This is a genomic window from Dehalococcoidia bacterium (assembly GCA_030018455.1).
GTDB lineage: Bacteria > Chloroflexota > Dehalococcoidia > DSTF01 > JALHUB01 > JASEFU01.
The window spans coordinates 52,893-79,647 of record JASEFU010000007.1; the positions used below are offsets into that span (position 1 = coordinate 52,893).

General features: G+C 66.8%; 20 protein-coding genes and 1 tRNA gene. 9 read left to right on the plus strand and 12 right to left on the minus strand.

The window, feature by feature from the left end:
• Nucleotides 1-4 precede the first annotated feature (4 nt).
• Complete coding sequence (gene fdnG / locus QME71_08965; GenBank protein MDI6858429.1) at nt 5-3,196, minus strand: formate dehydrogenase-N subunit alpha; 3,192 nt, start codon at nt 3,194-3,196, stop codon at nt 5-7.
• 361 nt (nt 3,197-3,557) lie between these two features.
• Here fdnG and QME71_08970 point away from each other — a divergent pair, with 361 nt between their 5' ends.
• From QME71_08970 to QME71_08995, 6 genes are all read left to right on the plus strand, one after another.
• Entirely contained in the window at nt 3,558-4,355 is a 798-nt protein-coding gene (locus QME71_08970; GenBank protein MDI6858430.1) for an enoyl-CoA hydratase-related protein, read from the plus strand.
• A gap of 341 nt (nt 4,356-4,696) precedes the next feature.
• Nucleotides 4,697-6,037 (plus strand): cytochrome ubiquinol oxidase subunit I, encoded by a 1,341-nt coding sequence (locus tag QME71_08975; protein ID MDI6858431.1) that lies wholly within the window; start codon nt 4,697-4,699, stop codon nt 6,035-6,037.
• Nucleotides 6,030-7,046: a cytochrome d ubiquinol oxidase subunit II gene (locus QME71_08980; GenBank protein MDI6858432.1), complete on the plus strand. Its 1,017-nt coding sequence runs from the start codon at nt 6,030-6,032 to the stop codon at nt 7,044-7,046. The genes QME71_08975 and QME71_08980 overlap by 8 nt, the downstream gene beginning before the upstream one ends.
• 83 nt (nt 7,047-7,129) lie before the next feature.
• Nucleotides 7,130-10,624, plus strand: a complete 3,495-nt coding sequence (gene mfd, locus QME71_08985; protein MDI6858433.1) for a transcription-repair coupling factor — start codon at nt 7,130-7,132, stop codon at nt 10,622-10,624.
• 205 nt (nt 10,625-10,829) lie between these two features.
• Nucleotides 10,830-11,654 carry a hypothetical protein gene (locus QME71_08990; protein MDI6858434.1) on the plus strand — a complete coding sequence of 275 codons (825 nt, stop codon included), beginning with the start codon at nt 10,830-10,832 and terminating at the stop codon, nt 11,652-11,654.
• 183 nt (nt 11,655-11,837) lie between these two features.
• Nucleotides 11,838-12,479, plus strand: a complete 642-nt coding sequence (locus QME71_08995) for a molybdenum cofactor guanylyltransferase (protein ID MDI6858435.1) — start codon at nt 11,838-11,840, stop codon at nt 12,477-12,479.
• Nucleotides 12,480-12,516: 37 nt separating this feature from the next.
• Here QME71_08995 and QME71_09000 read toward each other — a convergent pair whose 3' ends face one another.
• The 11 genes from QME71_09000 to nth all read right to left on the minus strand — a co-directional run bounded on the left by QME71_09000 (nt 12,517) and on the right by nth (nt 23,132).
• Nucleotides 12,517-12,915, minus strand: a complete 399-nt coding sequence (locus QME71_09000) for a hypothetical protein (GenBank protein ID MDI6858436.1) — start codon at nt 12,913-12,915, stop codon at nt 12,517-12,519.
• A gap of 2 nt (nt 12,916-12,917) precedes the next feature.
• On the minus strand, nt 12,918-14,114 hold the full coding sequence (locus QME71_09005) for an acyl-CoA dehydrogenase family protein (GenBank protein MDI6858437.1): 1,197 nt from the start codon (nt 14,112-14,114) through the stop codon (nt 12,918-12,920).
• 6 nt (nt 14,115-14,120) lie between these two features.
• A complete protein-coding gene (locus QME71_09010; protein MDI6858438.1) occupies nt 14,121-14,585 on the minus strand; it encodes a Zn-ribbon domain-containing OB-fold protein in 465 nt (154 codons plus the stop codon).
• Between the two features lie 14 nt (nt 14,586-14,599).
• Nucleotides 14,600-15,901 (minus strand): thiolase domain-containing protein, encoded by a 1,302-nt coding sequence (locus QME71_09015; GenBank protein ID MDI6858439.1) that lies wholly within the window; start codon nt 15,899-15,901, stop codon nt 14,600-14,602.
• 277 nt (nt 15,902-16,178) lie between these two features.
• A complete protein-coding gene (gene nadC, locus QME71_09020) occupies nt 16,179-17,072 on the minus strand; it encodes a carboxylating nicotinate-nucleotide diphosphorylase (GenBank protein MDI6858440.1) in 894 nt (297 codons plus the stop codon).
• Nucleotides 17,065-18,618, minus strand: a complete 1,554-nt coding sequence (nadB, locus tag QME71_09025; GenBank protein MDI6858441.1) for an L-aspartate oxidase — start codon at nt 18,616-18,618, stop codon at nt 17,065-17,067. The genes nadC and nadB overlap by 8 nt, the downstream gene beginning before the upstream one ends.
• Before the next feature lie 85 nt (nt 18,619-18,703).
• The gene (nadA, locus tag QME71_09030) at nt 18,704-19,894 is read right to left on the minus strand and encodes a quinolinate synthase NadA (GenBank protein MDI6858442.1); all 1,191 of its coding nucleotides are present in this window, start codon (nt 19,892-19,894) and stop codon (nt 18,704-18,706) included.
• A gap of 223 nt (nt 19,895-20,117) precedes the next feature.
• Nucleotides 20,118-20,783 carry an NUDIX domain-containing protein gene (locus QME71_09035; GenBank protein MDI6858443.1) on the minus strand — a complete coding sequence of 222 codons (666 nt, stop codon included), beginning with the start codon at nt 20,781-20,783 and terminating at the stop codon, nt 20,118-20,120.
• On the minus strand, nt 20,780-22,057 hold the full coding sequence (locus tag QME71_09040) for a MiaB/RimO family radical SAM methylthiotransferase (GenBank protein MDI6858444.1): 1,278 nt from the start codon (nt 22,055-22,057) through the stop codon (nt 20,780-20,782). Before QME71_09040 ends, QME71_09035 begins: the two co-directional genes overlap by 4 nt.
• A gap of 58 nt (nt 22,058-22,115) precedes the next feature.
• Nucleotides 22,116-22,207 (minus strand) — tRNA-Ser (locus QME71_09045).
• Between the two features lie 247 nt (nt 22,208-22,454).
• The gene (gene nth / locus QME71_09050; protein ID MDI6858445.1) at nt 22,455-23,132 is read right to left on the minus strand and encodes an endonuclease III; all 678 of its coding nucleotides are present in this window, start codon (nt 23,130-23,132) and stop codon (nt 22,455-22,457) included.
• 229 nt (nt 23,133-23,361) lie between these two features.
• On the opposite strand from nth, the gene selD reads away from it, so the two are divergent.
• Genes selD through QME71_09065 form a run of 3 tightly spaced genes read left to right on the plus strand, consistent with a single transcriptional unit; the run spans nt 23,362 to nt 26,626 of the window.
• On the plus strand, nt 23,362-24,420 hold the full coding sequence (gene selD / locus QME71_09055; GenBank protein MDI6858446.1) for a selenide, water dikinase SelD: 1,059 nt from the start codon (nt 23,362-23,364) through the stop codon (nt 24,418-24,420).
• On the plus strand, nt 24,417-25,130 hold the full coding sequence (locus QME71_09060) for an LppX_LprAFG lipoprotein (GenBank protein MDI6858447.1): 714 nt from the start codon (nt 24,417-24,419) through the stop codon (nt 25,128-25,130). The genes selD and QME71_09060 overlap by 4 nt, the downstream gene beginning before the upstream one ends.
• A complete protein-coding gene (locus tag QME71_09065; GenBank protein MDI6858448.1) occupies nt 25,130-26,626 on the plus strand; it encodes an MFS transporter in 1,497 nt (498 codons plus the stop codon). The genes QME71_09060 and QME71_09065 overlap by 1 nt, the downstream gene beginning before the upstream one ends.
• Nucleotides 26,627-26,755 lie beyond the last annotated feature (129 nt).

The window sequence follows — 26,755 nt, forward strand, 5'->3', positions numbered from 1 at the left end:
ATCCCTAGGCCTTCCTCACGTCGACGAGGAACGCCTTGTACTCCGGTATCATTGTGTTCGCGTCGCCGACGTGTGGCGTCAGCTCGTTAGCCGATGGGCCGGTGGCGATGCCCTGCCAGCCCCAGTGCCAGGGCATGCCGACCTCGTGGACGACCTTGCCGTCGATCATCATCGGCTTCCAGCGGGCGGTCACCATGGCGACCATCTCGATCTCCCCGCGGGCCGAGCTTACGATGACCTTGTCGCCGTTCTTTATTCCCTTCTCCTCCGCCAGTTCCTTGCTTATCTCGAGGAACATCTCCGGTTGGGTCTCGGCGAGCCACGGCAGCGTGCGGGACATGGCGCCCGCCTGCCAGTGCTCGACGAGACGGTAGGTGCTGCAGATGATCGGGTACTTATCCGGGGTGCCTACGGCGTCGCCGATTTCCGCATCCTTATCCGTATCCCAGATCTTGATCGTCGGGTTGGTCTGGACACTGGACACAGGGTTGGCGACGGGCGATTCCAGCGCCTCGTAGTGTTCGGGGAAGGGGCCGTCGACGCAGCCGGCGGTAGCGAACAGGCCGCCCTTGCCGTCGGGCCGCATGATAAACGGGTCGGTCCCCGACTGGGCGGCGAGGCCCGTCTTCGCCGGGTCGGCCTTCGCGGTCGGCTTCTTCGTCGGCGCGTAGTCCGGCACGTCGTAGCCCACCCACTTGCCGAGGACGGGGTTGCCCTGGGCGTCCTTCGTCCCCGAGTCGGCCTCGGGGTCCCACCAGATGACCTTCTTCTCTTCCGACCAGGGTGTGCCGTCGGGGCGGGCGGAGGCGCGGTTGTAGAGTATGCGGCGGTTGGCGGGCCAGGTGAAGCCCCAGTAGGGGTAGAAGCCCATCTCGCCGGGGTCTTTTTGGCCGCGGCGCTTGGCTGCGGGCATCTTGTTGCCGTCGCCGTCGTCCGCGTCAGCGAAGTAACCGGAGAATATCCAGCACCCGCAGGCAATTGCGCCGGGTTCGGCGGCGCTGGCGATCGTCGCGAAGCCGGGGATGAGCTTTCCTTTCTCCACCAGCACCTTGCCTGTCGAGTCCTTCACGTCCTCGAGAGCATAGCCGTTTATCTCCTGCGCCACCTTCTCCACGTCCGGCGGGTCGCCGTAGTCCCAAACGAGGTCGAGTATCGGCCGGTCTTTTGCCTCCGTCGAGCCCTTATAGAGCTCCTTGAGGGCGTTCGCGAGTTGCGTGAGGATCCAGAGGTCCTCCTTCGCCTCGCCGGGGACGTTGGCTATTTTGGGCCGCCACTGGATGCGCCGTCCGCTGGTGGCGATGCTCCCCGCTTTCTCTACAGCGTCCGCCGCCGGCAACACGAAGACCTCGGTCTGGATGTCGGCGGGGTTGGCCTCGGGGCCGCGCCAGAAGCACGCCGTCTCCGTCTCGAAGAGGTCGGCGACGACGAGCCAGTCAAGCTTCTCCAGCGCTTTGCGCTCCAGCCGGGCGTTGGGGCCACCGACCGCCGGGTTTTGCCCCATCGCGAAGCAGCCCTTTATCTTCCCGGCGTACATGGCCTCGAATAGCGCAATCCAGGAGTAGTTTCCGCTCCTCTTGGGGAGGTAGTCGTAGGCGTAGCCGTTCTCCTTAGTCGCGGCAGCCCCGAACCAGGCCTTCATCATGCTGGCGAAGAACTTGGGGCCGTTGTCCCAGTAGCTCGTCTTGGCGAACGTCTTTGAGTAGGCCGCGTAGTCCACGTCCTTGTCTGTGGGGCTGGCGAGATACGCGGGCAGGAGGTGGAAGAGGAGCCCCATGTCGGTGGAGCCCTGCACGTTGGACTCGCCGCGGAGGGCGTTCACGCCGCCGCCGGGCATTCCGATGTTGCCCAGCAAAAGCTGTATCATCGCCATGGCGCGCACGTTCTGGGTACCCACCGTGTGCTGCGTCTGGCCCATCGCGTAGTAGATCGTCCCGCTCTTGTCGACGGCGCCGGTCGCGGAGTACATCTCCGCCACCTGCAGGAACTTGTCCTGCGGCGTGCCGCACACGCGCTCGACCATCTCCGGCGTGTAGCGCGAGTAGTGTCTTGTCAGGTGCGCGAACACGCAGTTGGGGTCGTCGAGGCTCGTCGCCTGCTTGATGACGCTGACCTCTTTCTGGACGTCCCGCTCCACTCCGGTCTCGGGATCCTTCTCCTTCACCGTGACGGTCTTCTTCTCTGTCTGGTACTGCCAGCTCTTGGTGTCGTAGCTGCGCTTCTCGGCGTCATAGCCGGAGAAGAGGCCGTCCAGGTCGGCGGGGCCCTTGAAGTCGGGGTTTATGAGGGTGAGGGCATTGGTGTAGTACTTGACGTATTCCTCGTTGTAGAGCTTGTTCTGAATAATGTAATTCATCAAGGCGCCGAAGAAGACGATGTCCGTCCCCGAGCGGATGGGGGCGTACAGGTCGGCTGTGGCGGCCGTGCGCGTGAAGCGCGGGTCGACCACAATCAGCTTTGCACCCCGGTTGTCCCGCGCCGTGTTGATCCAGAGCATGGAGGCGGGGTGGTTCTCAGCGGGGTTGGCGCCGATTACCAGGATGCAGTCTGAGTTCTTCGCGTCCGCCCAGTCGTTGGTCATGGCACCGCGGCCAAATGAGGGGCCGAGACCGGCCACCGTGGCCGAGTGTCATATACGGGCCTGGTGTTCTAGATAGACAACCCCCAGGGCGCGCGCCAGCTTCGACGAGAGGTAGCAGTCCTCGTTGTTGTTGGCGGCGCCGCCCAGCCAGGCAAGGCCTTCGGTGCGGTTGACGGCGACATCCTTGTCTTCGACCTTGACGGTCGATACCCAGGTCTCGTCGCGCGTCTTCTTGATCCGCTCAGCGATCGCGGCTATCGTCCATTCCCAGGTCTTCGGCTCCCACGTGTCGGAGCCGGGGGCCCTGTACATGGGCTGGCGAAGCCGCAGGGGGCTCGTCGAAAGCTGGCGCACTGCGATCGACTTGGGGTCGAGGGCGCCGCGGTTCATGATGTGGTCGGGGTCGCCCTCGGAGTTGATCACGTGGCCTTCTTCGTCGGTGGCGATGATGAGGCCGCAGCCGCAGGAGCAGTAAGGGCAGATGGTGAACCCCTCTCCGATCTTCTTATGGAGAGGGAATTCCTCGGCTTCCGCCAGTCCCAGACTGCCTGCGAGGAGGAGACTTCCACCGCCGGCGGCAGAAAGCTTAAGAAAACCTCGTCTGGTCAGTGTCGTCATAGCTACCCTCCACGATCATGGCTAGTGCAAACACTGCGGCAAGTCGCCTGCTGCCGCTCTAAACGATGGAGAATCCCCCTTTGTTCATTCTGTCACAATCTCCATGTTCCTTTTATCACAAATCAGCAGAAGCGCGCAATAGATTACGGAAGGAAACACGGGGAGGAAACGAATCCTCCCTAGGTAGAGTCCCCTAACTGAAACTACTTACTCAAACCTGCTGGAAACTAGCACAACTAAACGTTGTCCGCAACAGGGGAAACGCAATTCGCTCTTTGCCGCCACGGCTTGACCGCCGGATGGAACGGTGCTACAGACAGACCAGCAGTTCGCCGTCGCATCCCTATGGAAGGAGACACACATGGGCAAGCACTTCGAGACCGTCGACTACGAGACCCGCGGCAAGGTGGGCTACATCATCATGAACCGCCCCGAAAAGCGGAACGCCCTCAACTACCAGCTCCTGGACGACCTCGACGCCGCCTTCAACCACGCCGAGGCCGACGACTCCGTGAACGTGGTGGTGCTGAAGGGGAACGGCCCCTCGTTCTGCTCAGGCTACGACCTCAGCGGCAGCTACTACATCAGCGTCCCGAAGGGGCACGAACGCTGGGACCTCAAGAACAGCCTGATGACCCTCCGCGCCATCGAGGCCCGCTACATGCGCATCTGGAACTTCCCGAAGGCGACGATAGCGCAGGTACACGGGCACTGCCTCGCCGCCGGCTGCTACCTCCAGCTCGTCTGCGACATCACCGTCGCTGCCGAGAACGCGATTGTCGGGCACCCGGCGCAGCGCTGGGGCGGCGTCAGCAGCATGCCCCTGTGGCAGATGATCATCGGGCCGAAGCGGGCGCGCTACCTGCTGTTCAGCGGGCGCTCGATAAGCGGGGCGCAGGCCGCCGACTGGGGCCTCGCGAGCCTGGCGGTGCCGCCCGACCAGCTCGAAGCGACCGTCGACCAGCTGGCGGACGAGATCGCGGAGGTGCCGCCGCACGGGCTGCTGGAGAACAAGGAAGTGCTGAACACCGACCTGGAGATCATGGGTTTGGGGGCGATGTTCCGCTATCACGGGCAGCACAACGCGATGGGCCGTGTCGTGCGTGCAGCCGTGGGCTTCGGCGAAGGCGTCCAGCGACCCGAGGCGCCGAAGAAGTAGGCGGTAGACGCCTCGGGCGAGGCCCGAAGCGTTGTCTTCTTTCCAAGGCATGCTCGGGAGAGTGCAGGCAGGGCGAAGCCCTTCCTGACGGGTCTGCCTGCCGGTAGTGGGGGCTTCAGGGGGTATCCCCCTGATTCCCGAGAGACCTTGTGGGCGGGCGGGTGGGAACAGAGGCGTTCGCTTGCGAAAGCGGCAGCGGACGCGCGTGGGCGACAAACCGTCGGGGTGCTGGACAGGCGTGATATATTGATAGTAAGGCGAGCGCTGGTGGCAACCGCCATTGCGGCTCCGAAGGCTCGCCCTTATCATATCCAAACAACCGCGCTCTTCGGGGGCAACGCTTGTTCGACACCGTAAACTCGTCTCGCGCCCTCATGGGCATGGCCCTCGGCTTCCACATCGTCTTCGCCACCATCGGCATCGGCCTCCCCGTCCTACTCTTCGCCGCCGAAGGCCTCTTCCTCCGCACCGGCAAGGAAATGTACCAGCTCATGGCCAAGCGCTGGGCCGTCGTTGCCGCCGTCCTCTTCGCCGTCGGCGCCGTTTCCGGCACCTTCCTCGAGTTCTCCTTCGGACTCCTCTGGCCCAACTGGATGGACTTCGCGGGCGGCGTCATCGGCCTCCCCTTCTTCCTCGAGGGCTTTGCCTTCTTCACCGAGGCCATCTTCCTCGGCCTCTACATCTACGGCTGGAACAAGTTCAATCCTACCGCCCACTGGCTCATGACGATCCCGATCGTCATCGCCGCGCTCGCCTCAGGGTTTTTCATAATCAGCGCCAACGGCTGGATGAACCAGCCCGAGGGCTACGAGATCGTCAACGGCCAGGTGGCGAACGTCGACCCGGTAGCGGCGATGTTCAACGATGCCCTCCCGTACGAGTTCATACACGGCGCCCTTGCCGCCTACGTGGCGATGGGGCTCGCCGTCGCCGGCTACTACGCCTTTGCGATGCTCCGCGGCGACCGCTCCGACTACAACAAGATGGCGGTCGTGCTGGGCATGGGGCTCGTCGTCATCTTCGCCCCGTTGCAGGTGGTGACCGGCGACCTCAGCGCCCGCTTCCTGGCGCACGACCAGCCGGAGAAGTTCGCGGCGATGGAGGGCCAGTTCGAGACGGTCGAGGGCATGCCGCTGCGCATCGGCGGTATCCCCTTCCCCGACGACAACGAGACGCGCTTCGCCATCGAGATACCGAAGCTGGGCAGCTTCCTCGCCTTCGAGGACTTCGACGCCGAGGTGCGCGGCCTCAACGCCTTCCCCGACGACGAGGTGCCGTCGGTCTTCCTGACCCACTTCCCGTTCCAGATCATGGTCGGGCTCGGTTTCCTTTTCGTTGGCGTCGCGGGCTGGTTCTGGGGCATGGCGGCCTGGACGCGCCGTATCGACCCCGGGCGGTTGCTCCTGCTGGCGCTGGCCGGCGTCGGCGCTCTCGGCTTCGTGGCGATAGAGATGGGCTGGTTCGTGACCGAGTTCGGGCGGCAGCCGTGGGTGATATACCGCGTCATGCGGACGGAGTCGGGCGCGACGCCGCGCGAGGGGATATGGGTGCTGCTGCTCTTGTTCTCGCTGGCATACATTGCCCTGACGATCGGGCTGGCGGGCGTCCTCTCGTGGCAGCAGCGGGGACGGACGAAGACGCCGCGGGAAGACGAATCGAAACAGGGGATCTTCGGTGCTTGAGAAGCTGGCGGCAATTGTCGTGCTGAGCGGACTCGTCGGCTACGCCGTCCTGGGCGGCGCCGACTTCGGCAGCGGCATCTGGTCGGCGCTGGCGAACGGGCCGCGGAAGGAGCAGCAACGGAACGCCCTCTATAAGGCGATAGGCCCGGTCTGGGAGACGAACAACGTCTGGCTCGTCTTCGCTGTCGTCGTGCTGTTCATGGCCTTCCCGCTCGCTTTCGGCGACCTCTTCATCGCCCTGCTGGTGCCCATAACCATCGGGATCATCGGGATCACCTTCCGTGGCGCTGCGTTCGCATTCCGCAACTTCGCGAGGGAGGCGGGAGCGCCGACGGCCCCCGTTCACGGCATCACCTTTTCGATAGCGAGCGTCATCGCGCCCTTCTTCTTCGGCGTCGCGCTGGGGGCCACGGCCGCAGGCGAGATCGAGGTCGAGCAGAGCTTCGTGGCGTCCGGTCTCTACGAGCCCTGGGTGCGGCCGGTGCCGATTCTCTTCGGGCTGACGGCGGTCGCCATCTGCGGCTACCTGACCATGAATTACATGACGGTGCGCTCCGGCGGCGAACTGCGCGAGGACTTCCGACGGCAGGGGCTGGTCTCGGGCGTGGCGGTGGCCGCGCTGGCAGTCGTCACGCTGGCCGTCGCGCGCTGGGAAGCGACGGACTTCTGGGAGCAGTGGCAGCGTCCGGCGCCGCTGGCGGTGTCGGGCGTGGCGCTGCTCGCGGGGCTGGCGTCGATGTTCGTGCTGTGGCGGCGGTGGTACGCTCTGGCGCCGGTGATGGGCGGCGGCGCGATGGCGCTGCTCGTCGCGACGTGGGGGGTGATCCAGTACCCGTATTTCATCGTGCCGGGCGAGGACATCTTCCAGGCTGCGACGAATGATGCGATGCTGCGGGCGTCGCTGATAAGCCTGGTGGTGGGCGTGGTCATCATTGCGCCGGCGCTGCTGCTCCTGTACCTGAGCTTCGTCGCCGAGCCGGCGGAGGAGAAAGAGGGCGAGGCCTACTAGCGCCGCCGGTTGTTGGGCTGACGCGGGCGCTGCTACAATGAAAAGGGGCTGGTTTCAGTGGCCAGCCCTTTTCGGCGTTGATCATGAAACTTACCGGACTCCTCCCGCTAATCGAAGATGTGCTCGGAAAGGAGCGGCTCGCCCGCCTCCTCGAATCGACGGGCGAGCGGCGGATCGTCGCCGCCGCCGAGGGCGCGAAGGCCTGTCTTCTGGCCGTGCTCTCGCGCTACGTCGACGCCCCCCTGCTGGTCGTGACGTCGCGTCCCAATACAGCCTGGGCGCTGACGGAGGAGCTGAAGACGTGGCTCGGCGACGAGGAAGAAGTGCTCCTCTTCCCCCGTCGCGACACGCTCCCATACGAACGCCTGGCGCCCGACTGGCCGGCGATAAGGGACCGCCTGCGCGTCCTGTCGGCTCTGAGCGAGCGGCCATCGTCGCGCCTGATCATCGTCGCCTCGGTCCAGGCGGTGAGCCAGACCACGCTGTCGCCGGAAGAGCTGCGCTCGGGGCGCGAGACCATTAACGCCGGCGGCGCGCTCTCGCCGGAGCCGCTGCTCAGGCGGCTGTTGCAGCGGGGCTACCGCTTCGAACCGCTGGTCGACGCGCCCGGCCTAGCCAGCCGTCGCGGCGGCATCGTCGACGTCTTTTCGCCCGACGCCGACCTGCCGGTGCGCATTGAGCTGCTCGGTGACCGCGTCGAAAGCCTGCGCCTGTTCGACCCGGCGACGCAACGGACGGTACGCCTTACCGACTCCGTCACGCTGGGGCCGGCGCGGGAGATGCTGCTGCCGCAGCCGCGCGGCCCCGAACTGCTGGCGCGGCTCGATTTCACGAACGCTCAGGAGGACGTAGTGCGGCGCTTCCGCGAGGAGCTGGCCATGCTGGCGGATGGCCAGGGCTTCGACGACGACTCGTTCTATTTGCCGTTCCTTGCCCGCGCGACGCTTCTCGATCATATGGCGCAGGAGGCCGGCGCATCGCTGCTCGTCCTCGACGAGCTGCCCGAGCTGAGCGCCGCGCAGGAGGAGCACGACCGGCAGGTCGCCGAAGTGCGCGACGAGGCGGCCGGCAGGGGAGAGCTGCCGCGGAACATGCCGCTGCCTAACCTGTCGTGGGAGGAACTGCACACTTCGCTGGCCGGGCGGCCGAACACGCTCGTTGTTTCTCGATGGGCCGGCGGCGAGGACGACGAACGCACGCTCCTCCTTCCCTGCGCGGCGCCGAAGAGCTACGGCGGCCGGTTGCAGGAGCTGGCGAAAGACCTGGCGGAGGCATCGCGACGGAAGGAGACGGCGGTCATCGTATCGCAGCTATCGGCGCGTCTCTCGGAGGTGCTGGGCGAGCGCGACGTGATCGTCGTGCCGTCGCTTTCGCTGGACGGGCCGCCGCCTGCGGGGTCGCTGTCGCTGGTGCACGGGTCGCTGCCGCAGGGCTGGGCTCTCCAGCGCGACGGCCGCGCGCTCACGCTTTTTACGGACGCGGAAGTCTTCGGCTTCGTCAAGCAGCGACGGCCGGTTCGACCGCCGGCGCCTTCGCTCGAGCCCTTCCTGTCTGAGCTGCGCCCGGGCGACCTCGTTGTCCACGTCGAGCACGGGATCGCCCGCTTCGCCGGTCTGACGAAGCTGCGGCAGAACGGCACGGAGCGCGAGTACATGGAGCTGCACTACGCCGAGGGCGACAAGCTCTTCGTTCCCACCGATCAGGTCGACCGCGTGGGCCGGTACATCGGCGCGGGAGAGGCGGCGCCCTCTCTTACGCGACTCGGGACGCAGGAGTGGTCGCGCGCGAAGGAGCGGGTGCGCCGCGCGGTAGGCGAGCTGGCGCAGGAGCTGCTCCAGCTTTACGCCTCACGGCAGGTGCTGATGGGGCATCCCTTCCCGCCTGACAGCCCGTGGCAGCAGGAGATGGAGGCTTCGTTCCCGTACGTGGAAACTCCTGACCAGCTCGATGTGATGCGGGAGGTCAAGTCGGACATGCAGTCGGAGAGGCCGATGGACCGTCTCGTGGTGGGCGACGTCGGCTACGGCAAGACGGAGGTGGCGATAAGGGCAGCCTTCAAGGCGGTGATGGACGGCATGCAGGTGGCGATGCTCGTGCCGACGACCGTGCTTGCCCAGCAACACTACTTCACGTTCACGGAGCGGCTGGCGGCGTTCCCCATGCGCATCGAGATGCTGTCGCGGTTTCGCTCGCCGCAGGAGCAGCAGGAGGTCGTGCGCGACCTGGCTGCGGGCGGTGTGGACATCGTGATCGGCACGCACCGGCTGCTACAGAAGGACGTGGCCTTCAAGAACCTGGGGCTGGTCATCATAGACGAGGAGCAGCGGTTCGGCGTCTCCCACAAGGAGCGCTTGAAACAGATGCGGCGCGAGGTGGACGTGCTGACGCTCTCGGCCACGCCGATACCGCGCACGCTGCACATGTCACTGGCCGGCATCCGCGACATGTCGACGATGGAGACGCCTCCTGAGGAGCGCCTCCCCATCAAGACCTACGTTCTGGAATATGATGAGCGGCTCATAAGGGAGGCGATCCTGCGTGAGATGGAGCGCGGCGGGCAGGTCTACTTCGTGCACAACCGCGTGCAGAGCATCGAGACGGTGGCGCGGCGTCTGCGCGATCTCGTGCCGGAGGCGCGGATAGCGGTCGGTCACGGCCAGATGCCGGAGGAGCAGCTCGCGCGGGTGATGCTCGAGGTCGTGAAGGGAGAGGTCGATGTCCTGGTCTGCACCACGATCATCGAGTCGGGCATCGATATCCCGAACGTAAACACCATCATCATAAATCAGGCGCAGCGCTTCGGTCTGGCGCAGCTCTATCAGCTTCGCGGTCGCGTGGGCAGGGGGATAAACCGCGCCTACGCCTACCTTCTGTATGACCGCCGACGGCTGCTGACGGAACCGGCGCAGAAGCGCCTGCAAACGATCTTCGAGGCGACGGAGCTGGGAGCGGGCTTCCGCATCGCGCTGCGCGACCTCGAGATACGGGGCGCCGGGAACCTGTTGGGCGCGGAGCAGAGCGGCCACATCGGCGCAGTGGGCTTCGACCTCTATTCAAAGCTGCTGGCGCAGGCCGTCGAGCGCTTGAAGGCGTTGCAGCGGGGTGAAACGCCGCCGCCGGTGGAGGCGCGCCCGCCGGTCATGATCGACCTGCCGCTCACGGCGTTCATCCCCGAGAGCTACGTCGAAGACCTGAACCTGCGTCTCGCGCTGTACAGCCGGATGGCGGCCGCGCGCGATAAGCAACAGATCGACGAGCTGGCGCGCGAGATGGAGGACATGTTCGGGCCCCTGCCGCGGCCGGTGCGGGCGCTGCTGTACGTGGTGAGGTTGAAGGGGGCGGCGGAAGAAGCGCGTGTGCAGTCGATTCAGGCGGAGGGCGACGAGATAGTGTTGCGGATGGCATCGGGCGTGTCGTTGCCGCGCGAGAGGCTGCGGGGGCGGCTTCCGGCGCAGAGCTGGGTGGGGCCGAGGTCGGTGCGTCTGCGGCGATCGCAGATGGGGGAGGGTTGGCGCGACATTCTATTGGAGGTCGTCGAGGCGATCGCATCGGAGGTGAGGGAGCCCGTGGAGGCGTGAGGCGGTGTGTGGGTGTGGGGGCGCTGTGGGGGTGGGGGCGCCGTGAGCGCCGCAGGCGCTCGAGGCTGTCGCCCGCGGGCGACAGCCTCTGCCCGCTTCGCGGGCACGGCGCCCCCGCCCCCACCCCCAACGCCTCGTTCGCGGTTGACACCATCCGAAGCGCAACGGTAAAATGCCGGAGCTTTCGTCCTCGGGGGAGGCCTTCTTGGAGAAACTGTCGCCCGTGAACCTGAATCTAAGCGCCGTTCCGCAGACCGGCAAGATTCCCCTCATGGCCGCGGTGTACACCCTCGGCCTCGCCCTCTTCCTCGCCGTCGAGCCGACGAAGCCCTGGCTGCTCATCGTCGTCACCGGCCTCGTCGCCCTCGGCGCCGACGGCATCGTGCGCTCGCATCCCAACAGCCTCTTCCGCGAGCCCATCGACACCGCGCCGTACCTGCTCGTGCCCACCCTCGTCGCGCTTGCAGGCGGCTTCTTTCTCGAGGACACGATCGGCGGCTACTGGTCGATACTGGCGGCCGTCGTCACCGGCGTTGTCATGGGCGCCGTGCTTTATGCCGAGTACGTAGCCGTCGACACTGAGAGCGCGTCATACGTCGGCGCGCGCTTCACCCTCAACCTCTTCGCCTATCTCGCCGCGTTCGCCCTGTACGCCGTCTTCTACAGCTTTGAGCTCGATCTGGTGCCCGCGGCGCTGTGTGTTGGGCTTGTGAGCGCCGTCCTCGGAGCCGAGATACTGCGCGAGCCGGGTCTCATGCCGTTTCCCATCGTGAAGGCGAGCATGAGGGCCCTCGCCTTCTCCTTCGCGATAGGACTCGTCGTCGCCGAGGCGCGCTGGGCGCTGTACTTCACCCCCCTCGACGGCTTCCTGGCCGCCGTCTTCTTGCTGCTCGTCTTCTACGTCGCGAGCGGGCTCATCCAGCACCACCTTACGGCCAACCTGTCGTGGCCCGTCGTCCTCGAGTTCGCCCTCGTCGCCCTTGCCGGGCTGGCGATGGTCGTTCTCGGCGGCGTCTTCACCGACGCCTAACTTGCAGATCTCGCAGGGTCGCCTCCGGTCATTGGCATTCGCCGTCGGAACGCGTGCAAGGGGGACCCTGGTCCTCCCGCCGGCTTTTCCCACCGTGCCGACCTCCTCACGTGCGTCGTCGTTTCTCAAACGCCCCCTTGACGCACGCCCCGCCTCTGAATGATCGTACAGGGGGAGCAGCAAGTGCTTGAGGAGCCACCCGGCGAAGAAACTCCCGCGGCCACCGGAATCGTCCTTGCCGGCGGCGCCGGCACCCGCCTCGGCCGCGACAAGGCGTCAGAGCCCCTGCTCGGCAGGCACCTGCTTCAGTGGGTGGTAGACAAGGTCGCAGTGGTAGTGGACGAGATCGTCGTCGTGACTGCCGCCGGCCAGACGCTGCCCCCTGTCACAACCGCCCGGACGCTGCGCGCAGTCGAGGACGTGCTTCCGGCGAAAGGGCCCCTCGGTGGCATCTATAGCGGTCTGCGGGAGGCGCGGCGCGAGCTGGCCCTCGTGACCGGCTGCGACATGCCGTTGCTCTCCGTGCCGCTCCTGCGCGAGCTTCTCCGTCTGAGCGAGGGCTACGACGTCGTCATGCCGCGACGGCGCGGCCGCACCCAGGCGCTGCACGCCGTGTACCGGCGAAGCTGTCTTAAGCCGATGCGCCGCGAACTCGTCGCCGGCCACCTCAAAGTGATCTCATTCCTACCCGCCGTCAGGGTGCGTTACGTCGACGAGGACGTCTGGACGCGTTTCGACCCCGAAGGGCTATCCTTCTTCAACATTAATACAGAGGAGGATCTCAGCCGCGCCGCCGCCATGCTGCAGCCGCCTCGACGAGAATGAGAAGTATGCCCCAGCCTTCAGGCTGAGGTGCCGCGTGTTATTCTCCCCCCGGCTCCTTTTCCCGCGTCAGCCGCGACAGCAACTCCAGCAGTTGCCCCCGCACCACCTCACGCTCGACCCCCATCGGCAGGGCGATGACCGGCACCTTGACCCCGTACAGCGTTTCCACGAGCCGCAAGAAGAGCGCGGGGTCGATGTCGTGCGCGGTCACGCGCGGCGGCAGGCGCAGCTTCGAGGGGTCGGTGATCAGCGTCACCTCGCTCACCCCCTCCGCTACGTCCATCACGTACAGTTCTTCTTCCAGGTGGTCGATGATCGACTCCGGCGCTGGTGTGGGGACGAACGTGAAGCCCGGCGCCTCCAGCGATTCGCCGAGCTCGATGGCGAGCGCATCTTCAGGGACGTAGGGGTTTCCGAAGCAGAGGACCACGGCCACCGTCAGCCTCGGGGCATGTCCAGCGCCCGTCGGGCTATGATGTCGCGTTGCACTTCCGACGCGCCCGCCCCGATCGTAGCCTGCACGGCATCGAGGTACCCGTGGCCGACCGCGCCCCCCAGCACTGTCCGCGCCGAATCGGGCAGCAGCCCTCCGTACAGGCCGAGCATGTCGATGGCGACATTGTACAGCCGCTGGCTCAGTTCCGTGTTGAACATCTTGACCATCGCCGATTCGTAGGTCAGCGGCTGCCCGCGGCTGCGCATCAGTCCTGCGCGATAGCTCAGGAGCCGCGCCACCTCGAACTCGATGGCAAGCTGCGCCAGCTTCTGCCGCACCGCCGCGCTACCGAAGAGCGGCCTACCGCCCTTCTTTACCCGTCGCGCGTACTCCACAACCGTTTGCAGGAGCCGGAACTGGCTGCGGCAATGGTACAGCGAGAAGCGCTCGGCGGAGAGCGCCGTCGTCACAATCTGCCATCCCTGGTTCTCGCCCCCCACCAGGTTGAGCCGGGAGACCCGCACGTCCTCGAAGAAGACCTCATTGAACCAGGCGACGCCGAGCATGTTGGCAAGCGGCCGCACCGTCACGCCCGGCGAGTCCATCGGCACCATGAACAGCGACAGCCCGCGGTGCTTCGCCGCTTCGGGATCGGTACGCGCGAGGAGCCAGCAGTATTCGCTCGCGTCAGCGCCGCTGGTATAGATCTTGCTGCCGCTGATCACGTACTCGTCGCCTTCAGCCACCGCCCGCGTCCGCAACGACGCCAGGTCGGAGCCGGCTTCAGGCTCGGTGTAGCCCAGGCAGAACGTTATCTCGCCTTTCGCCAAGCGCGGAAGGAACTCCTGCTTCTGCCGCTCCGTGCCGTACGCGAGCAGCGTGGGTGCCACTATCGTCCGGCCCATGCCCTCGCTGGCGGGGATGTTGTGGTACGCCAGCTCCTCATCGACGATCATCTGATAGATGAAGGGCTTGCCCCCGCCGCCGTACTCGACCGGCCAGCTTACGGCCAGCCAGCCCTTCGCCCCCAGCTTCAGCTCGTCGGCCCGTGACGGCATGTAGCCGGGCGTTATCGGCGGCGGAGCGTCGATGCGAGAGCCGTCGGGCAACGTGGCGGCCCGCGGCGGCCACTCCCGTTCGAGGAACGCGCGCACCTCACGCCGGAACGCCTCTTCCTCCGGCGATAAGCGAAAGTCCATTCGCTGCTACTCCTCCGCAGGCGCCTTGTCCTGCGGCACGAATACCACGTCGTTCGGCGTCCAGTCGACCAGCCGGCGGAACTTGGCCCGCACCGGCATGCCGATGTAGACCTCTTCCGGCTTGCAGCCCGTCACGCGCGACAGGAACACCGTGTCGATGCCTTCCAGCTCGATGTACGCGAGCACGAACGGCACTTCGCTGAGGAAGGCCTCGGCGGCGAAGTGAAGTATCGAGTAGCTGTGGACCTTTCCCTCCTGCGGCGCCTCGAACCACTCCGTTTTCGCCCCGCAGGCGCCGCAGTCGCGGCGGGGCGGCAGCCAGGTGCGGCCGCAGCTCAGGCAGCGTGTCGCAAGCAGTTTCCGGCGCTGCAACCCGAGGAAGAAATCGCTCACCTCGCCGTAGCTGTGGATGTAGTCGATCTCGTAATGTCGAGCGACCTGCAACGGGTTTGTGTTGTACACATGCGTCATGTCGTCCCCCGAATCTACTTCTCGGCGGCAACTTCGGGCCGTTCGAGGATATTGACCGTGATGTAGGTGCCGGTGCCGGCGTGGCTGTGGATGAGGCCCCGCTTCGCGTCCTTCACCTGGATGTTGGCGCCGTCGATTCCGGCGGCCGGGTCGCTGCAGTGCTCGGCCATCCTGCCCTGGAGCTGCCACAACGCGAAGACGCCCTGCATGATGCCGGTTGCTCCGACAGGGTGGCCACAGGCGAGGAGTCCGCCGGAGGGGTTCACCGGCATCTTCCCGTTGACATAAGGATGCCCTTCCTCGATGAAGCGGCCGCCCTCGCCGTAGAGCGCGAAGCCCATGTCCTCGTACGTTTGCAGCTCGCTCGAGGCGTAGGCGTCGTGCACCTCTGCGAAGTCGAGCTGCTCGACGGGATTCGTGATGTTTGCCTGCTTGTAGGCCTGGCGCGCCGCCTCGCGTCCTCCCCGGAACGATGCGATGCCCGGCCAGCGGCCCTTGAGATAGTCGTACTTGCCCGGCGGATCGCCCGGCAGGGGGATAACGTCGCCGCGCGGCCTGTCGCCCAGGCGCATCGTGTCCGTCCCGCAGCCCAGGCCGGTGATAACGGCGTAGTCGCCATTAGGGCGCAGCCGCTTTGCCCACTCCTCTGTGCAGAGGATGAGGCACGCCGCCCCGTCGCTCATCACGCACACCATCGGCCGCGTGAGGGGCGTCGATATGATGGGCGCGTTCATCACCTCCTCGACCGTCCAGCGCTCATGCTTCTGGGCCCAGCGGTTGTGGAAGGCGTTGTCGTAGTTCTTGACCGCGATCTTCGCCATCTGGAGCGTCGTCGTCCCGAACTCGTGCATGTGACGCTGCGCCATCGTCGCGTAGTAGCCGGAGTAATAGCCGCCGACCGGAAAGTCGAAGTCGGTGTCGGAGGCGAGGGCGATGAACTCGTTCCCTTTCGCCGTGCTGACTTCGCTCATCTTCTCGAACCCGTAGACCAGGCAGAGGTCCGACAGGCCGGAAGCGACGTCCATATAACCGGCGCGGATGCCCAGCCCGCCCGTCGCCCCGCCGCCTTCGATGCGCATCGAGGGACGCGGGCACATCGCCAGGTAGTCCTGCGTCAGCGAATCGAACAGGAGCTGGCTGTTGAAGTGATCGGAGAAGTAAGTGCAGATGGTCGTCTGTATGTCCCTCAGCTCCAGGCGACCATTCAGGTCGTTGAGGGCGTAGTCGAGCGCGTCCTTGCACATCGCTTCCTGGGTCAACAGATTGGCCTTGGCGAACTTGGTGATGCCGCCGGAGACAATACATACCCTTCTCACAGCGCTTGCCGACCTCCTTCCTGAATAGCCGCGTGTCGATGAAATGGGCAGCCGCGCGCGCCGCGCCCGGCCTGAGTTGCGCGCCCATATTACTGTCGTATCGGCAATGAGAACAAGGGTCGGCTGAGGCGGTCGGGTAGGGCCTGTGGTCCGCATGTCCGAGACCGCGATACGGGGCCAAACGCTGGAGGGTGAAGACAGGTGCAGCGGGCTTCAGCCCGCGGGGCAGCCTTCCGCGCTCGCATGAGGGGCGGCGGAGTCCCAGAGACGCGGTTGACTAGCCGAATGCCTCCAGTTCGAGGCTGATGTCGAGCGCGGGCGCCGAGTGCGTGATCGCCCCCACGGAGATGAAGTCGACGCCGGTCTCCGCCACCGCCCGCACCGTCTCCAACATTATCCCGCCCGACGCCTCCGTTAGGGCCCGCCCGCGGCTCATCTCGACCACGCGGCGCATCTCGTCCAGCCCCATGTTGTCGAGCAGGAGCATGTCCGCGCCGGCGTCGAGGGCTTCCCGCGCCTCCTCCTCTGATGTTACCTCCACCTCGATGCCGCGCCTGCCGTCGGGGAGGCGCGCATCGGGGGCCTTCTCGCGCAGCCGTTCGATCACGCCACAAGCGTCGCTACCCTGTGCTCTCGCCGCCCGCCAGTGATTGTCCTTCACGAGGACGCCTTCCGCCAGGTCGCGGCGATGGTTATGCCCCCCGCCGGCGCGCACGGCGTACTTCTCCAGTGTCCGCAGGCCGGGCGTCGTCTTCCGCGTGTCAAGGATGCGTGCAGGCAAGTCCCCGACGGCATCGACGAGGCGGGTGGTGGCGGTAGCGACGCCGGAAAGCCGTTGCAGAAAGTTGAGGGCGACGCGCTCCCCGCTGAGGATGGACGCGACGCGCCCGCTCACGACGGCCAGCGTTTTGCCTGCGGAGACGCGCGCCCCGTCTTCGACCTGCGGCTCGAACGCGAGGGCGGCGTCAACGGCGCGGAAGACGGCGGCGGCGACCGGCAGCCCGGCGACGACCCCCGCCTGCTTGGCGACAATCGTCGCGCTGCCTGTGAGGTCGGGCGGTACGAGCGCCTGCGTCGTCACGTCGCGACCGGCGGCGTCCTCGTCGAGAGCGGCGCGCGCCAGATGCGCCAGGTACGCCTCGTCAAGGGGGGGAAGCGCTTCTCTAGCCATCTTTCCTGAAGACGATGTGGCGGCGCCAGCAGTCCCGCGGCTCGGGGAAGTCGGTGCGGTAGTGGGCGCCGCGGCTCTCTTCCCGCAGGAGCGCCGCTTCGGTGACGAGACGACCCGCCAGCAGCAAGTTCGCCAGCTCGTGCGACGGCCGGTCGGCGGGAGGCGCCAGCGATGCCGCCCAAGCGGAAAGCGTCGCCCTCGCGCGCCGCAGCGACTCCTCGCATCGCACGATGCCCACGTCTTCCCACATAAGCGCCTGCAACCGCGAGCGGTCCAGCCGCGGCGGCTCGCCGGGCTCCGGAGTCGGAAGCGTGGCCGTCTCCTCGGGCAGGAGCTGTTCTCCGTTCCGTGGTTCCGCGGGCGCTTCCGCCATGAGCGTCCGCTCCACGGCCCGCTTCGCGAAGACGACCGTCTCCAGCAGCGAGTTGCTGGCGAGCCGGTTCGCGCCGTGGACGCCCGTGCAGGCGACCTCGCCGCATGCGTAGAGGCCGCGCAGGTTCGTCTCGCCCCAGGTGTTCGTGCGGACGCCGCCCATCATGTAGTGGGCGGCGGGCGACACCGGTATCGGCTCCTTCGTGATGTCGAGGCCGCGCTCGTGGCAGAAGCGGTAGATTTGGGGGAAGCGCGAGCTTACCTTCTGCGGCGGCAGGTGCGTCACGTCAAGGAAGACGTGGTCGCTGCCGTCATGCGTGAGCTCTCTGAGGATCGCCCTCGCCACGATGTCGCGGGGCGCAAGGTCTTTCTGCGGGTGGTACTTCGCCATGAAGGGCTCGCCCTGCCGGTTGCGCAGGACACCGCCCTCGCCGCGCACCGCCTCGGAGATGAGGAACGGCGGCACGCCCGGCATCCGCAGGGCCGTTGGGTGGAACTGGATGAATTCCATGTCGGTGATTTCGGCGCCCGCCCTGTAGGCCAGCGCCACGCCGTCTGCCGTGGCGACGTCCGGGTTCGTGCTCACCTTGTAGAGATGGCCGCAGCCGCCCGTCGCCAGGATGAGATGGCGGCACTCGAACTCCTGACGGCTGTGCGTCCGCGCGTCCAGCGCCCGCACTCCCCGCACGCAGCCGTCCTCGAGCAGGATCTCCTCCGCCAGGCAGTACTCGAGGACGGTGATGCGCGACATCCGCGCCAGGCTGCTCAGCGACAGCTCGATGTGCGCGCCCGTGGAGTCGCCACCGGCGTGGAGCACCCGTGCCCGGCTGTGCGCACCCTCGCGGCCGAGCGCCACCTCGCCGTCGACGCTGTCAAACGGCACGCCGAAGCGCACGAGGTCGGCGATGCGGTCAGTCGCCTCCTCCGTCAGGATGCGGGCCGCCTCCTCGTTTACGAGACCCGCGCCGGCGGCGATCGTGTCCTGGAGGTGGAGCGCGGGCGAGTCATCGATGCCCACGGGGGCGGCTATTCCGCCCTGCGCGTGCTTCGTGTTGCACTCGTCGATCGAGCCTTTCGTAACGATGAGCACGCTACCGTGGTCGCGGGCAGTGAGCGCCGCGAAGAGCCCGGCGATACCGGAGCCTATGATGACGTAGTCGTAAGCGGGCAACATACTCTCCGCGCGGCGCCCATACTGCGGACATCGCTCCACGTCGGCGCCAAACATTCCCCGGCCGGTGCGGACTTCGAATCCGGCCTCACGCTATCGATAGCATGCGGTCGAGAGCCAGCTTCGCCCAGCGCGCCGTCTCCGGCTCCACCGTCACGCGGTTCACGACTTCGCCCGCGACCAGGCGCTCGAGCACCCAGCACAAATACGCGGGGTGAATACGGTACATCGTCGAGCAGGGGCAGGGATCGGGATCGAGGGAGAAGACAGTCTTGTCGCGGTTCTCCTGGGCCAGCCGGCGCACCATGTTGATCTCGGTGCCCACTGCCCAGCGGCTGCCGGATGGCGACTCTTCGACGGCGCGGATGATCTGCTCGGTCGAGCCACAGAAGTCGGCCGCCTGTATCACGTCCAACCGGCACTCGGGGTGGACGGCTACCCGCACCTCCGGGTCGCGCTCGCGCGCCTGCCGTACCTGTTCCACGGTGAAGCGCTGGTGGACGCCGCAGTACCCCTTCCACAGGACCATGCGGCTTTCCCGCAGCCGCTCCGCTTCGTTGCCACCGAGACTCCCCTTCGGGCGGAAGTAGTCCCAGACGGGCATGGCCTCGAGGGGGATGCCGGCGCTGACGCCGGTGTAGCGGCCAAGGTGCTCGTCGGGGAAGAAGAAGACGCGCTTCTTCTGCTGGAAGGCCCAGCGGACGACCGCGCGCGCGTTGGTCGACGTGCAGACGATACCGTCACGCTGCCCGCAGAACGCCTTGAGCGACGCCGCCGAGTTAATGTAAGTGACGGGCACCGTCTCTCCGGCGATGCCCAGCTCCTCCAGCTCTCGCCAACAGGAGAGGACGTCTTCGGGGGCGGCCATATCGGCCATGGAGCAGCCGGCCGCCATGTTGGGGAGCATCACCGCCTGGCGGGGCGCCGTCAGGATATCGGCGCTTTCTGCCATGAAATGAACGCCGCAAAAGACGATGAACTCCGCCTCGGACTGTCGCGCTGCCCACTGCGCCAGCTTCAGCGAATCGCCGCGGACATCGGCGAAGCGTATGATATCGTCGCGCTGATAGTGGTGCCCGGGGACTGCGGCCCTCGGTCCCAGCGCCCGTCGCGCCGCCGCGATACGCTCGCGGAGCTCGTCGGCTTCCAGCGGCCAGTACTCCTCAGGGATGTCCTGCTGCCAGAAAGCGAACGACCGCTCCTCCCCCAGGGGAACGGTCGCCGGGACGTTTTCGCAGGCCGCAGCAGTATCGGGGTGGAAAAGCGCTTCCTTTACCATCGGGCGGCTCCTCTCACTTCCCTACGGCAGCGGGGTGGTTAGTGTCTCTAGTACACTAACGCTAACACACGTTCCTTCTGTTGTCAAGGGCGCCGGACGGGAAATCGCGGTTCTTCTTGTGGATCCCTGATTCGTCGGTTACATGCTGTGGGAGCGCGGCCCGCTGAACACCATGACGTAGTCACCCAGCGTCGCGACGGCGCAGGCTCACGGATCGGGGAGGTCAGACCGTTTGCGGCCGGCGCGAGGAGAACGTGTAGAGCTTGGCCGGACGGTGCGCTCCGAAGACCACTGTCTTCTCGGTCGGCTGCACGATCCCCAGCGATAGGATGCGCTTTCGGAAGTTCCGCTTGTCCAGCTTCCGGCCCAGTATCGACTCGTAGACCGACTGGAGCTGGCTCATCGTGAAGAAGGGTGGCAGAAGGCTGTACGCCACGTTCGTGTACTCCAGCTTGTAGCGCAGCCGCGTCAGCGCGTAGTCGAGCACCGTCTTGTTCTCGAAGGCAAGGTCGGGCAGTTCCTTGAGGGAGAACCAGGCGGTGGGCCAGTCCTCGCGGGCGGGCAGTGAAACGCTGTCGTAGGGGACGAGCGCGAAGTAGCCGATAGCGATGGCGCCGTCCCGCGCGCTCCGGTCGAGTTCGCCGAAGGTGTAGAGCTGCTCCAGGTAAACGTCGCTGACCCCCGTCTCCTCGACGAGCTTGCGCGCCGCCGCCGCGTCCAGCGTCTCGCCGGGCTGAAGACGTCCGCCCGGTATTGCCCACCAGCCGCGGAACGGCTCCACGCCGCGTCGGATGAGCAGCACCTTCAGGTCTTCGTCCTTCACGGTGAAGATGACGACGAAGACGGCGACAATGGGCTGCGCCCCATCCGCTTTGCTTCTCGGGGTCACGCTGTCGCCTTCCTCTCGATAACGCTGCCGATCAGCGACCACGGGCTCGCCTTCTCGATGCGCACGCGCGCCAGGTCGCCGGGCCGCAGCTCGCCGTCGAAGTGGACGAGCTTCCCCGAACGGGTGCGCCCGCTCCACCTGCCGCGGCGCCGTTCCTCGACCAGCACCTCCTGAACAGTACCGACAAGGGCGGCGTTTATCTCTCCCGCCACCCGCGCCTCCAGCTCCTCGACCGCCTGCAGCCGCGCCTGCTTTGCTTCCGGCGGCACGTCGTCCGCCATCTTGCGGGCGGCGATGGTGCCCGGACGCGGCGAGTAGGCGGCCACGTGCACCTTGTCGAAGCGCAGATCCGCCAGCACGTCGTACGTGCGGCGGAACTGCTCGTCGCTCTCGCCGCAGAAGCCGACGATGACGTCGGTGCTGATCCCCGCGTCCGGCATCGCGCGCCGTATGCTTTCGACGACCGCGCGGTACTGCTCGACGGTATATCCGCGCCGCATGCGCGCGAGCACCTCATCGTCCCCCGATTGCAGGGGCAGGCTGAAGCACTCGCAGACCTTCGGCAGCTCCGCGACCGCCTCGATTATGCGCTCCGTCAAATCGGCGGGGTACGAGGTCAGGAAGCGGATGCGCTCCAGCCCGTCGACATCGTGAAGCGAGCGCATCATGTCGGCGAGGTCGGGCCGGTCAGGCAAATCGTGTCCGTACGCCTCGACCGACTGCCCGAGGAGCGTGACCTCACGCGCGCCGCCGGCGGCCAGGCGCTCGACCTCGCGCCGCACCTCGTCGATCGGGCGGCTGCGCTCACGGCCCCGCCGGTAAGGGACGATGCAGTACGAGCAGAACCTGTTGCAGCCGTGAATCACCGGCACGTAGGCGGTCGGGCCGCCGGGCACGGGAAAGACGCCGTCCCAGAAGCCGCCGCCGCAGGGCGCGCCGGCAAGCCCGCCGATCTCGTCGAAGGCCTGCGGGGGCGCGAAGGCGTCGACGTACGGGAAGCGCTTCCGCAAGTCGTCGAGGTGCGGCCCGACGAGGCAGCCCGTGAGCGCGATCTTGACGCCGTTCCGCCGCGCTTTCAGCCGCCGCAACGCCGCCAGCTTGTTTACGGCGCGGTTCTCGGCGTGCTCGCGGACGACGCACGTGTTGACGACGATCAGATCGGCGTCCTCGACGCGTTCCGTCTGCTCGTGGCCCAGCAGGTCGAGCCCGGCCGCCAGCTTCGCCGAGTCGGCGATGTTCATCTGACAGCCCATCGTCCAGATGTGGTAGCGCAGGTCGGTCTCCCCTTCGAAAAGAAAGCCCCTCGGGAAGGGGCAAAGTCGCGATGGTGCATGGCGGAGGGAATGGGATTCGAACCCATGACCCCGGTTTCCCAGGGTAACCGCTTAGCAGGCGGCCGCACTAGACCACTATGCGATCCCTCCGCAAGTGTCAATGTTAGCATGGCGGGGAGGGCCTTTCAAGGCTGGGCGGTCGTCGGTCCCGCCGAGGTGCAGGATCTGTTCGATGCGTCGGCCACATCGCACGTCCTCCTTCGAAGCACGGCTCGCGGCCTCTATCTGCGCAGTTGGGGAGGGAACCTCCCAAACCCCCTGACAGGGTCCCTGCCTCCTGTACCCCCGTTAACGCGGCCACAGACGCCTCCGCTACTCGCGGAATTCCGCCGCACGTTCAAGAACTGCTTACTGCCAAGAAAGGATGGTAAAGCTTTGCCGAGGGGCAGCCCTGACGCAGCGCGCACTCCGGACAGCGCGGACGGCGCGCCACGCACGTGCGGCGCCCATGCGCGATAAGGTACACATGGAAGTCGTACATGTGCCCCGGCGACGCCATCGACTCCAGCGTTTCCTGTGCCCGCCGCGTCGACGCCCTTGGCGAGATGAGTCCCAGCCGCCAGGCGACGCGGTGTACGTGCGTGTCGACGGGCATCGCCGGCATGTCGAACGAGAAGAGGAGCACGACGGCCGCCGTCTTCGGTCCCACGCCGGGCAGCGACTCCAGCCACGATTTCGCCTCGCCAAGCGGCAGCGACGCCGGCGCCCGCAGGTCGAGCGCGCCCCCCCGCCGGCGCACCTCGTCGAGCAGCGCCTTTATGCGCGCGGCCTTCGTCGGGCCCAGCCCGCCGACGCGGACCGCGTCCTCGATTTCGGCGACGCTCGCCCTCGCGGCCAGCTCCCAGTCCGCGAAGGACGCCTTCAGCCGGTCGAACGCCCGCTCCGAGTTCACGTCCGACGTGTTCTGCGACAGCACCCCCAGGACGAGTTCGTCGAGGGGGGCGCGCCGCTGTCTTCGCGGGAGGGGGCCGTACGCGGCCCTCAGCCGTTGTATGATTTCGGTCGCTTCGAGCATGTCTCGCGTGGACTCACGATTCCCACCGGGCTGCTTCTACCGAACTGACGTGGAGGGCTGAATCCCTTCTCTCCATTTGGCCCTCTCCACGGACGCCGGACCAAAGGTCAGGCCCTGTTTTCCGTGCGCGACGGCTGAATGGGAGCGTCCTGTCATTACCCCCAGACTCATTGTATAATCGCCTGAAGAGTTGGCCGCCAGCGCCAACAGCCACAACAGCGAGGGAGAGATGACGCAGAGCGAGGGACAAGAAGTCCGCCTCACACGGCTCGCGTCGTGCGCCGGCTGAGCGGGCAAGGCGGGGATCGCCCTACTGGCGCAGGTCGTGCGCCCGCTCGCTGAGGCGTTCAAGCCGCAGGACTACCCGGACCTCATCGTCGGGCTCGCCGGGCTGGATGACGCTGCCGTCTACAAGCTCAGCGACGACCTCGCGATCGTGCTGACGACGGATTTCTTCCCTCCCGTTGTGGACGACCCGTACGTGTTTGGGGCCGTCGCCGCCGCCAACGCCATGAGCGACGTTTTCGCCATGGGCGGCGAGGTCGTCCTCGCGCTGAACGTCGTCGGCTTCCCCGAAGACGCGCCGCCGGAGGTCCTGGGCGAGATCCTCAGGGGCGGCGCGGCGAAGGTCGCCGAGGCGGGCGGCGCCATCGCCGGCGGCCACACCGTGTACGACCGCGAACCCAAGTACGGGCTGTGTGTCCTAGGCACCGTCGATCCGCGAAAGCTCATCAGGCGCAGCGGCTCGCAGCCCGGGGACGCGCTCGTCCTGACCAAGCCCCTGGGAACGGCCATCATCCTCACTGCCGAAGAGGTGGACATGGCCGATCCCGCTCACGTCCGGGCAGCGGTCGACTCCATGCTCGCCCTCAACCGCCGTCCGTCGCAGATCGCCCGCGAAGTCGGGGTCCACGCCATGGCCGACGTCACCGGCTTCGGGCTGATGGGCCACGGCGCCGAGATGGCGGAGGCGGGAAGCGTCGCCTTCGAGTTCGAGGCGTCGCGCCTGCCGCTGCTGCCCGGCGCGCTCGATTACGCCGACCGAGGGATCGGTACCGGCGGCGGCGCGCGCAACCGCTCCGCCCTTGAGGCCACGGTCACTATCGATGACAGCGTAGCCGAATCGATGCGGCAGGTCCTGTTCGACCCGCAGACATCGGGCGGGCTGCTGATCGCCCTTCCCGAAGAGCGGGCGATCGAGTTGGAGCGACGGATGACTGCGGAGGGGCTCGCCTTCTGGCGGGTCGGCCGCGTCGTTGAGGGCTCGGGAGTGAGGGTGCTGCCGTGAGACCGCGACTCGTCCTGATTACGGCGGCCGCAACGCTGGTTGCGTCCGTTGCGCTCTCCTGCGGCGACGGCGATGGCGGAGAGGGCACGCCGGTGGCGCTCCCGCCCGGCGACGAGGTGCTTGCGGACGCCGTCGCAGCGGTCGATACCATGAAAACGTTCCACTTCCGCCTCGAGCACGAGAACGGCGCGTCCCGCATCCCGCTCGATCTCGACCTCGTGACGGCGGAGGGCAACGTAGTCGTGCCCGACCGGCTGTGGGCGAGGCTGGAAGCGAGAGCAGGCCGCCAGACGGTGCGCGTCGAGGTCATCGGCATCGGCGATGAAGGCTGGATCACCAACCCGTTCAACCGTCAGTGGCAGCCGCTGCCCTCCGGCACGACGATAAAGGACGTCTTCGACCCAGCGCAGGGGGTGAAGGTGGTGGCGGATTCCCTCGTGGCCCCGCAGGTTACCGGCGAGGAAGAGGTGGACGGCGTGCCCAGCTACGTGCTGGAAGGGACGGTAGCGTCGGAGGTGCTGGAGGCGGCGGCGCCCATCGCCGAGCCCGGCTTCACGATTCGCGTCAGGGCGTGGGTGGGGAAAGACGATTCGCTGATGCGCCGCATCTACCTCGAAGGGCCCATCGCCGCCGACGAGCCGCAGGACATCGTGCGCAAGCTCCACATCTCCCGCTACAATGAGCCCGTCACTGTGACGCCCCCGCCCTGATGTCACAGACGATAACCGACTCCGTGCGCAACTGGGCGCTCTCCCGCCCGCAGATGGCGACGACATGGCTGCTCATTGCCGTCGGGTTCGCCGTCTTCCTCGGCGCCCTCGACCAGACGGTCGTGGTCACCCTCCTCGAACCGATACTGGAGGGCGTGAACGTCCCCCTCGACCAGTTCTACCGCGCGGCGTGGATCATCAACGGCTACATCCTGGGGTACGTCGTCGCCATGCCGCTGATGGGGCGCGTCGCCGACGTCTACGGGCACAGCCGCATCTTTCTCCTGGCGCTCGCAGTTTTCCTTATCGCGTCGCTGTGGGTCTCGGCCTGTCAGAGCCTGGAGATGCTGATCGTCGCTCGGGCGGTGCAGGCGCTGGGGGCGGGCGCGCTCGTGCCCATCTCGATGGCGATCGTGGCCCAGCACGTGCCGCCGGAGCGGCGGGCGCTGAGCTTCGGGCTGCTGGGCGCCGCGGCCGAGGGCGGCGGGCTGTTGGGGCCGCTATGGGGCGGTAGCTGGGTGGAGCTGCTCGGCTGGCGCGGCCACTTCTGGATCAACGTCCCGCTGTGCATACCGGTCATCGTCATCGTCCTGCTTATGACGCGGCGGGAGGAGAAGCAGCCCGTCGCCGTCGACTACATGGGCGGGATGCTGATCGCGGGCGCGCTGACGTCGCTCGCCGTCGCCCTCACCGACGACCCCGTCGCCGGGCGCGCGTGGTGGATCAACCTGCTCCTTTATCTGACCGCGGCCGCGTTCACCATCGCCTTCATCTGGCGCGAGCGCGTCGCCCGCACGCCGATGCTTGCGCTATCGCTGTTCCGCTCCGCCGTCTTCGCGGCCGGCAACTTCACGCACATGCTTATGGGCGGCGGACTGATCGTCGCCATGGTGTCGGTGCCCGTCTTCACCATCGCCATCCTGGGCGGCTCCTACTTCGAAGGGGGGCTAAACCTGATGCGTCTGACCGTGATGCTGCCCGTCGGTGCCGTTGCCGGCGGCTACCTCTCGGGCTGGCTCGGCTACAACCGCACGACGGCGATAGGCATGGCGATAAGCGGCCTCGGCTTCTTCCTCATGCACTTCTGGACGGACGAAATCGCCGACCCCTGGTTCACGCTGAACCTGCTGCTGACCGGCCTCGGCTTCGGGCTCGTGATTGCCCCCATCAGCGCCGCCGTCATCAACTCCGTCGCCGAGCGAGATAGGGCGACGGCGTCGGCGCTGCTCACGGTGATGCGCCTCGTCGGGATGCTGATAGGCGTGGCGCTGCTGACGTCGCGAGGGCTGGGGCGCTTCTACGAGCTGGCGGGCGGCGTCGGTCTGGACGACCCGCAGTACGAGGAGAAGGTGCGAAGCCTCGAGGTGTCGAGTTTCAGCGACACGTTCCTGGTGGCGGCGCTGGTGTGTTTCGCCGCGGTCGTGCCGGCGATGCTGATCGGCCGCGGGGTCGCGCGTCGCTTCCGCCTCACCGAAGTCTGGCGCGCCCCCCACTAGCGGGGCCTGCCATGCAATGCTGGCTGGCCGGGCACGCCTGCCCGCCGCACGCGGGTAGGCCCGACCCTGCCGGCGAGACGTTACATGGCGCGGAGGAGGGCGATGCGCTCCTCGATGGGCGGGTGCGTG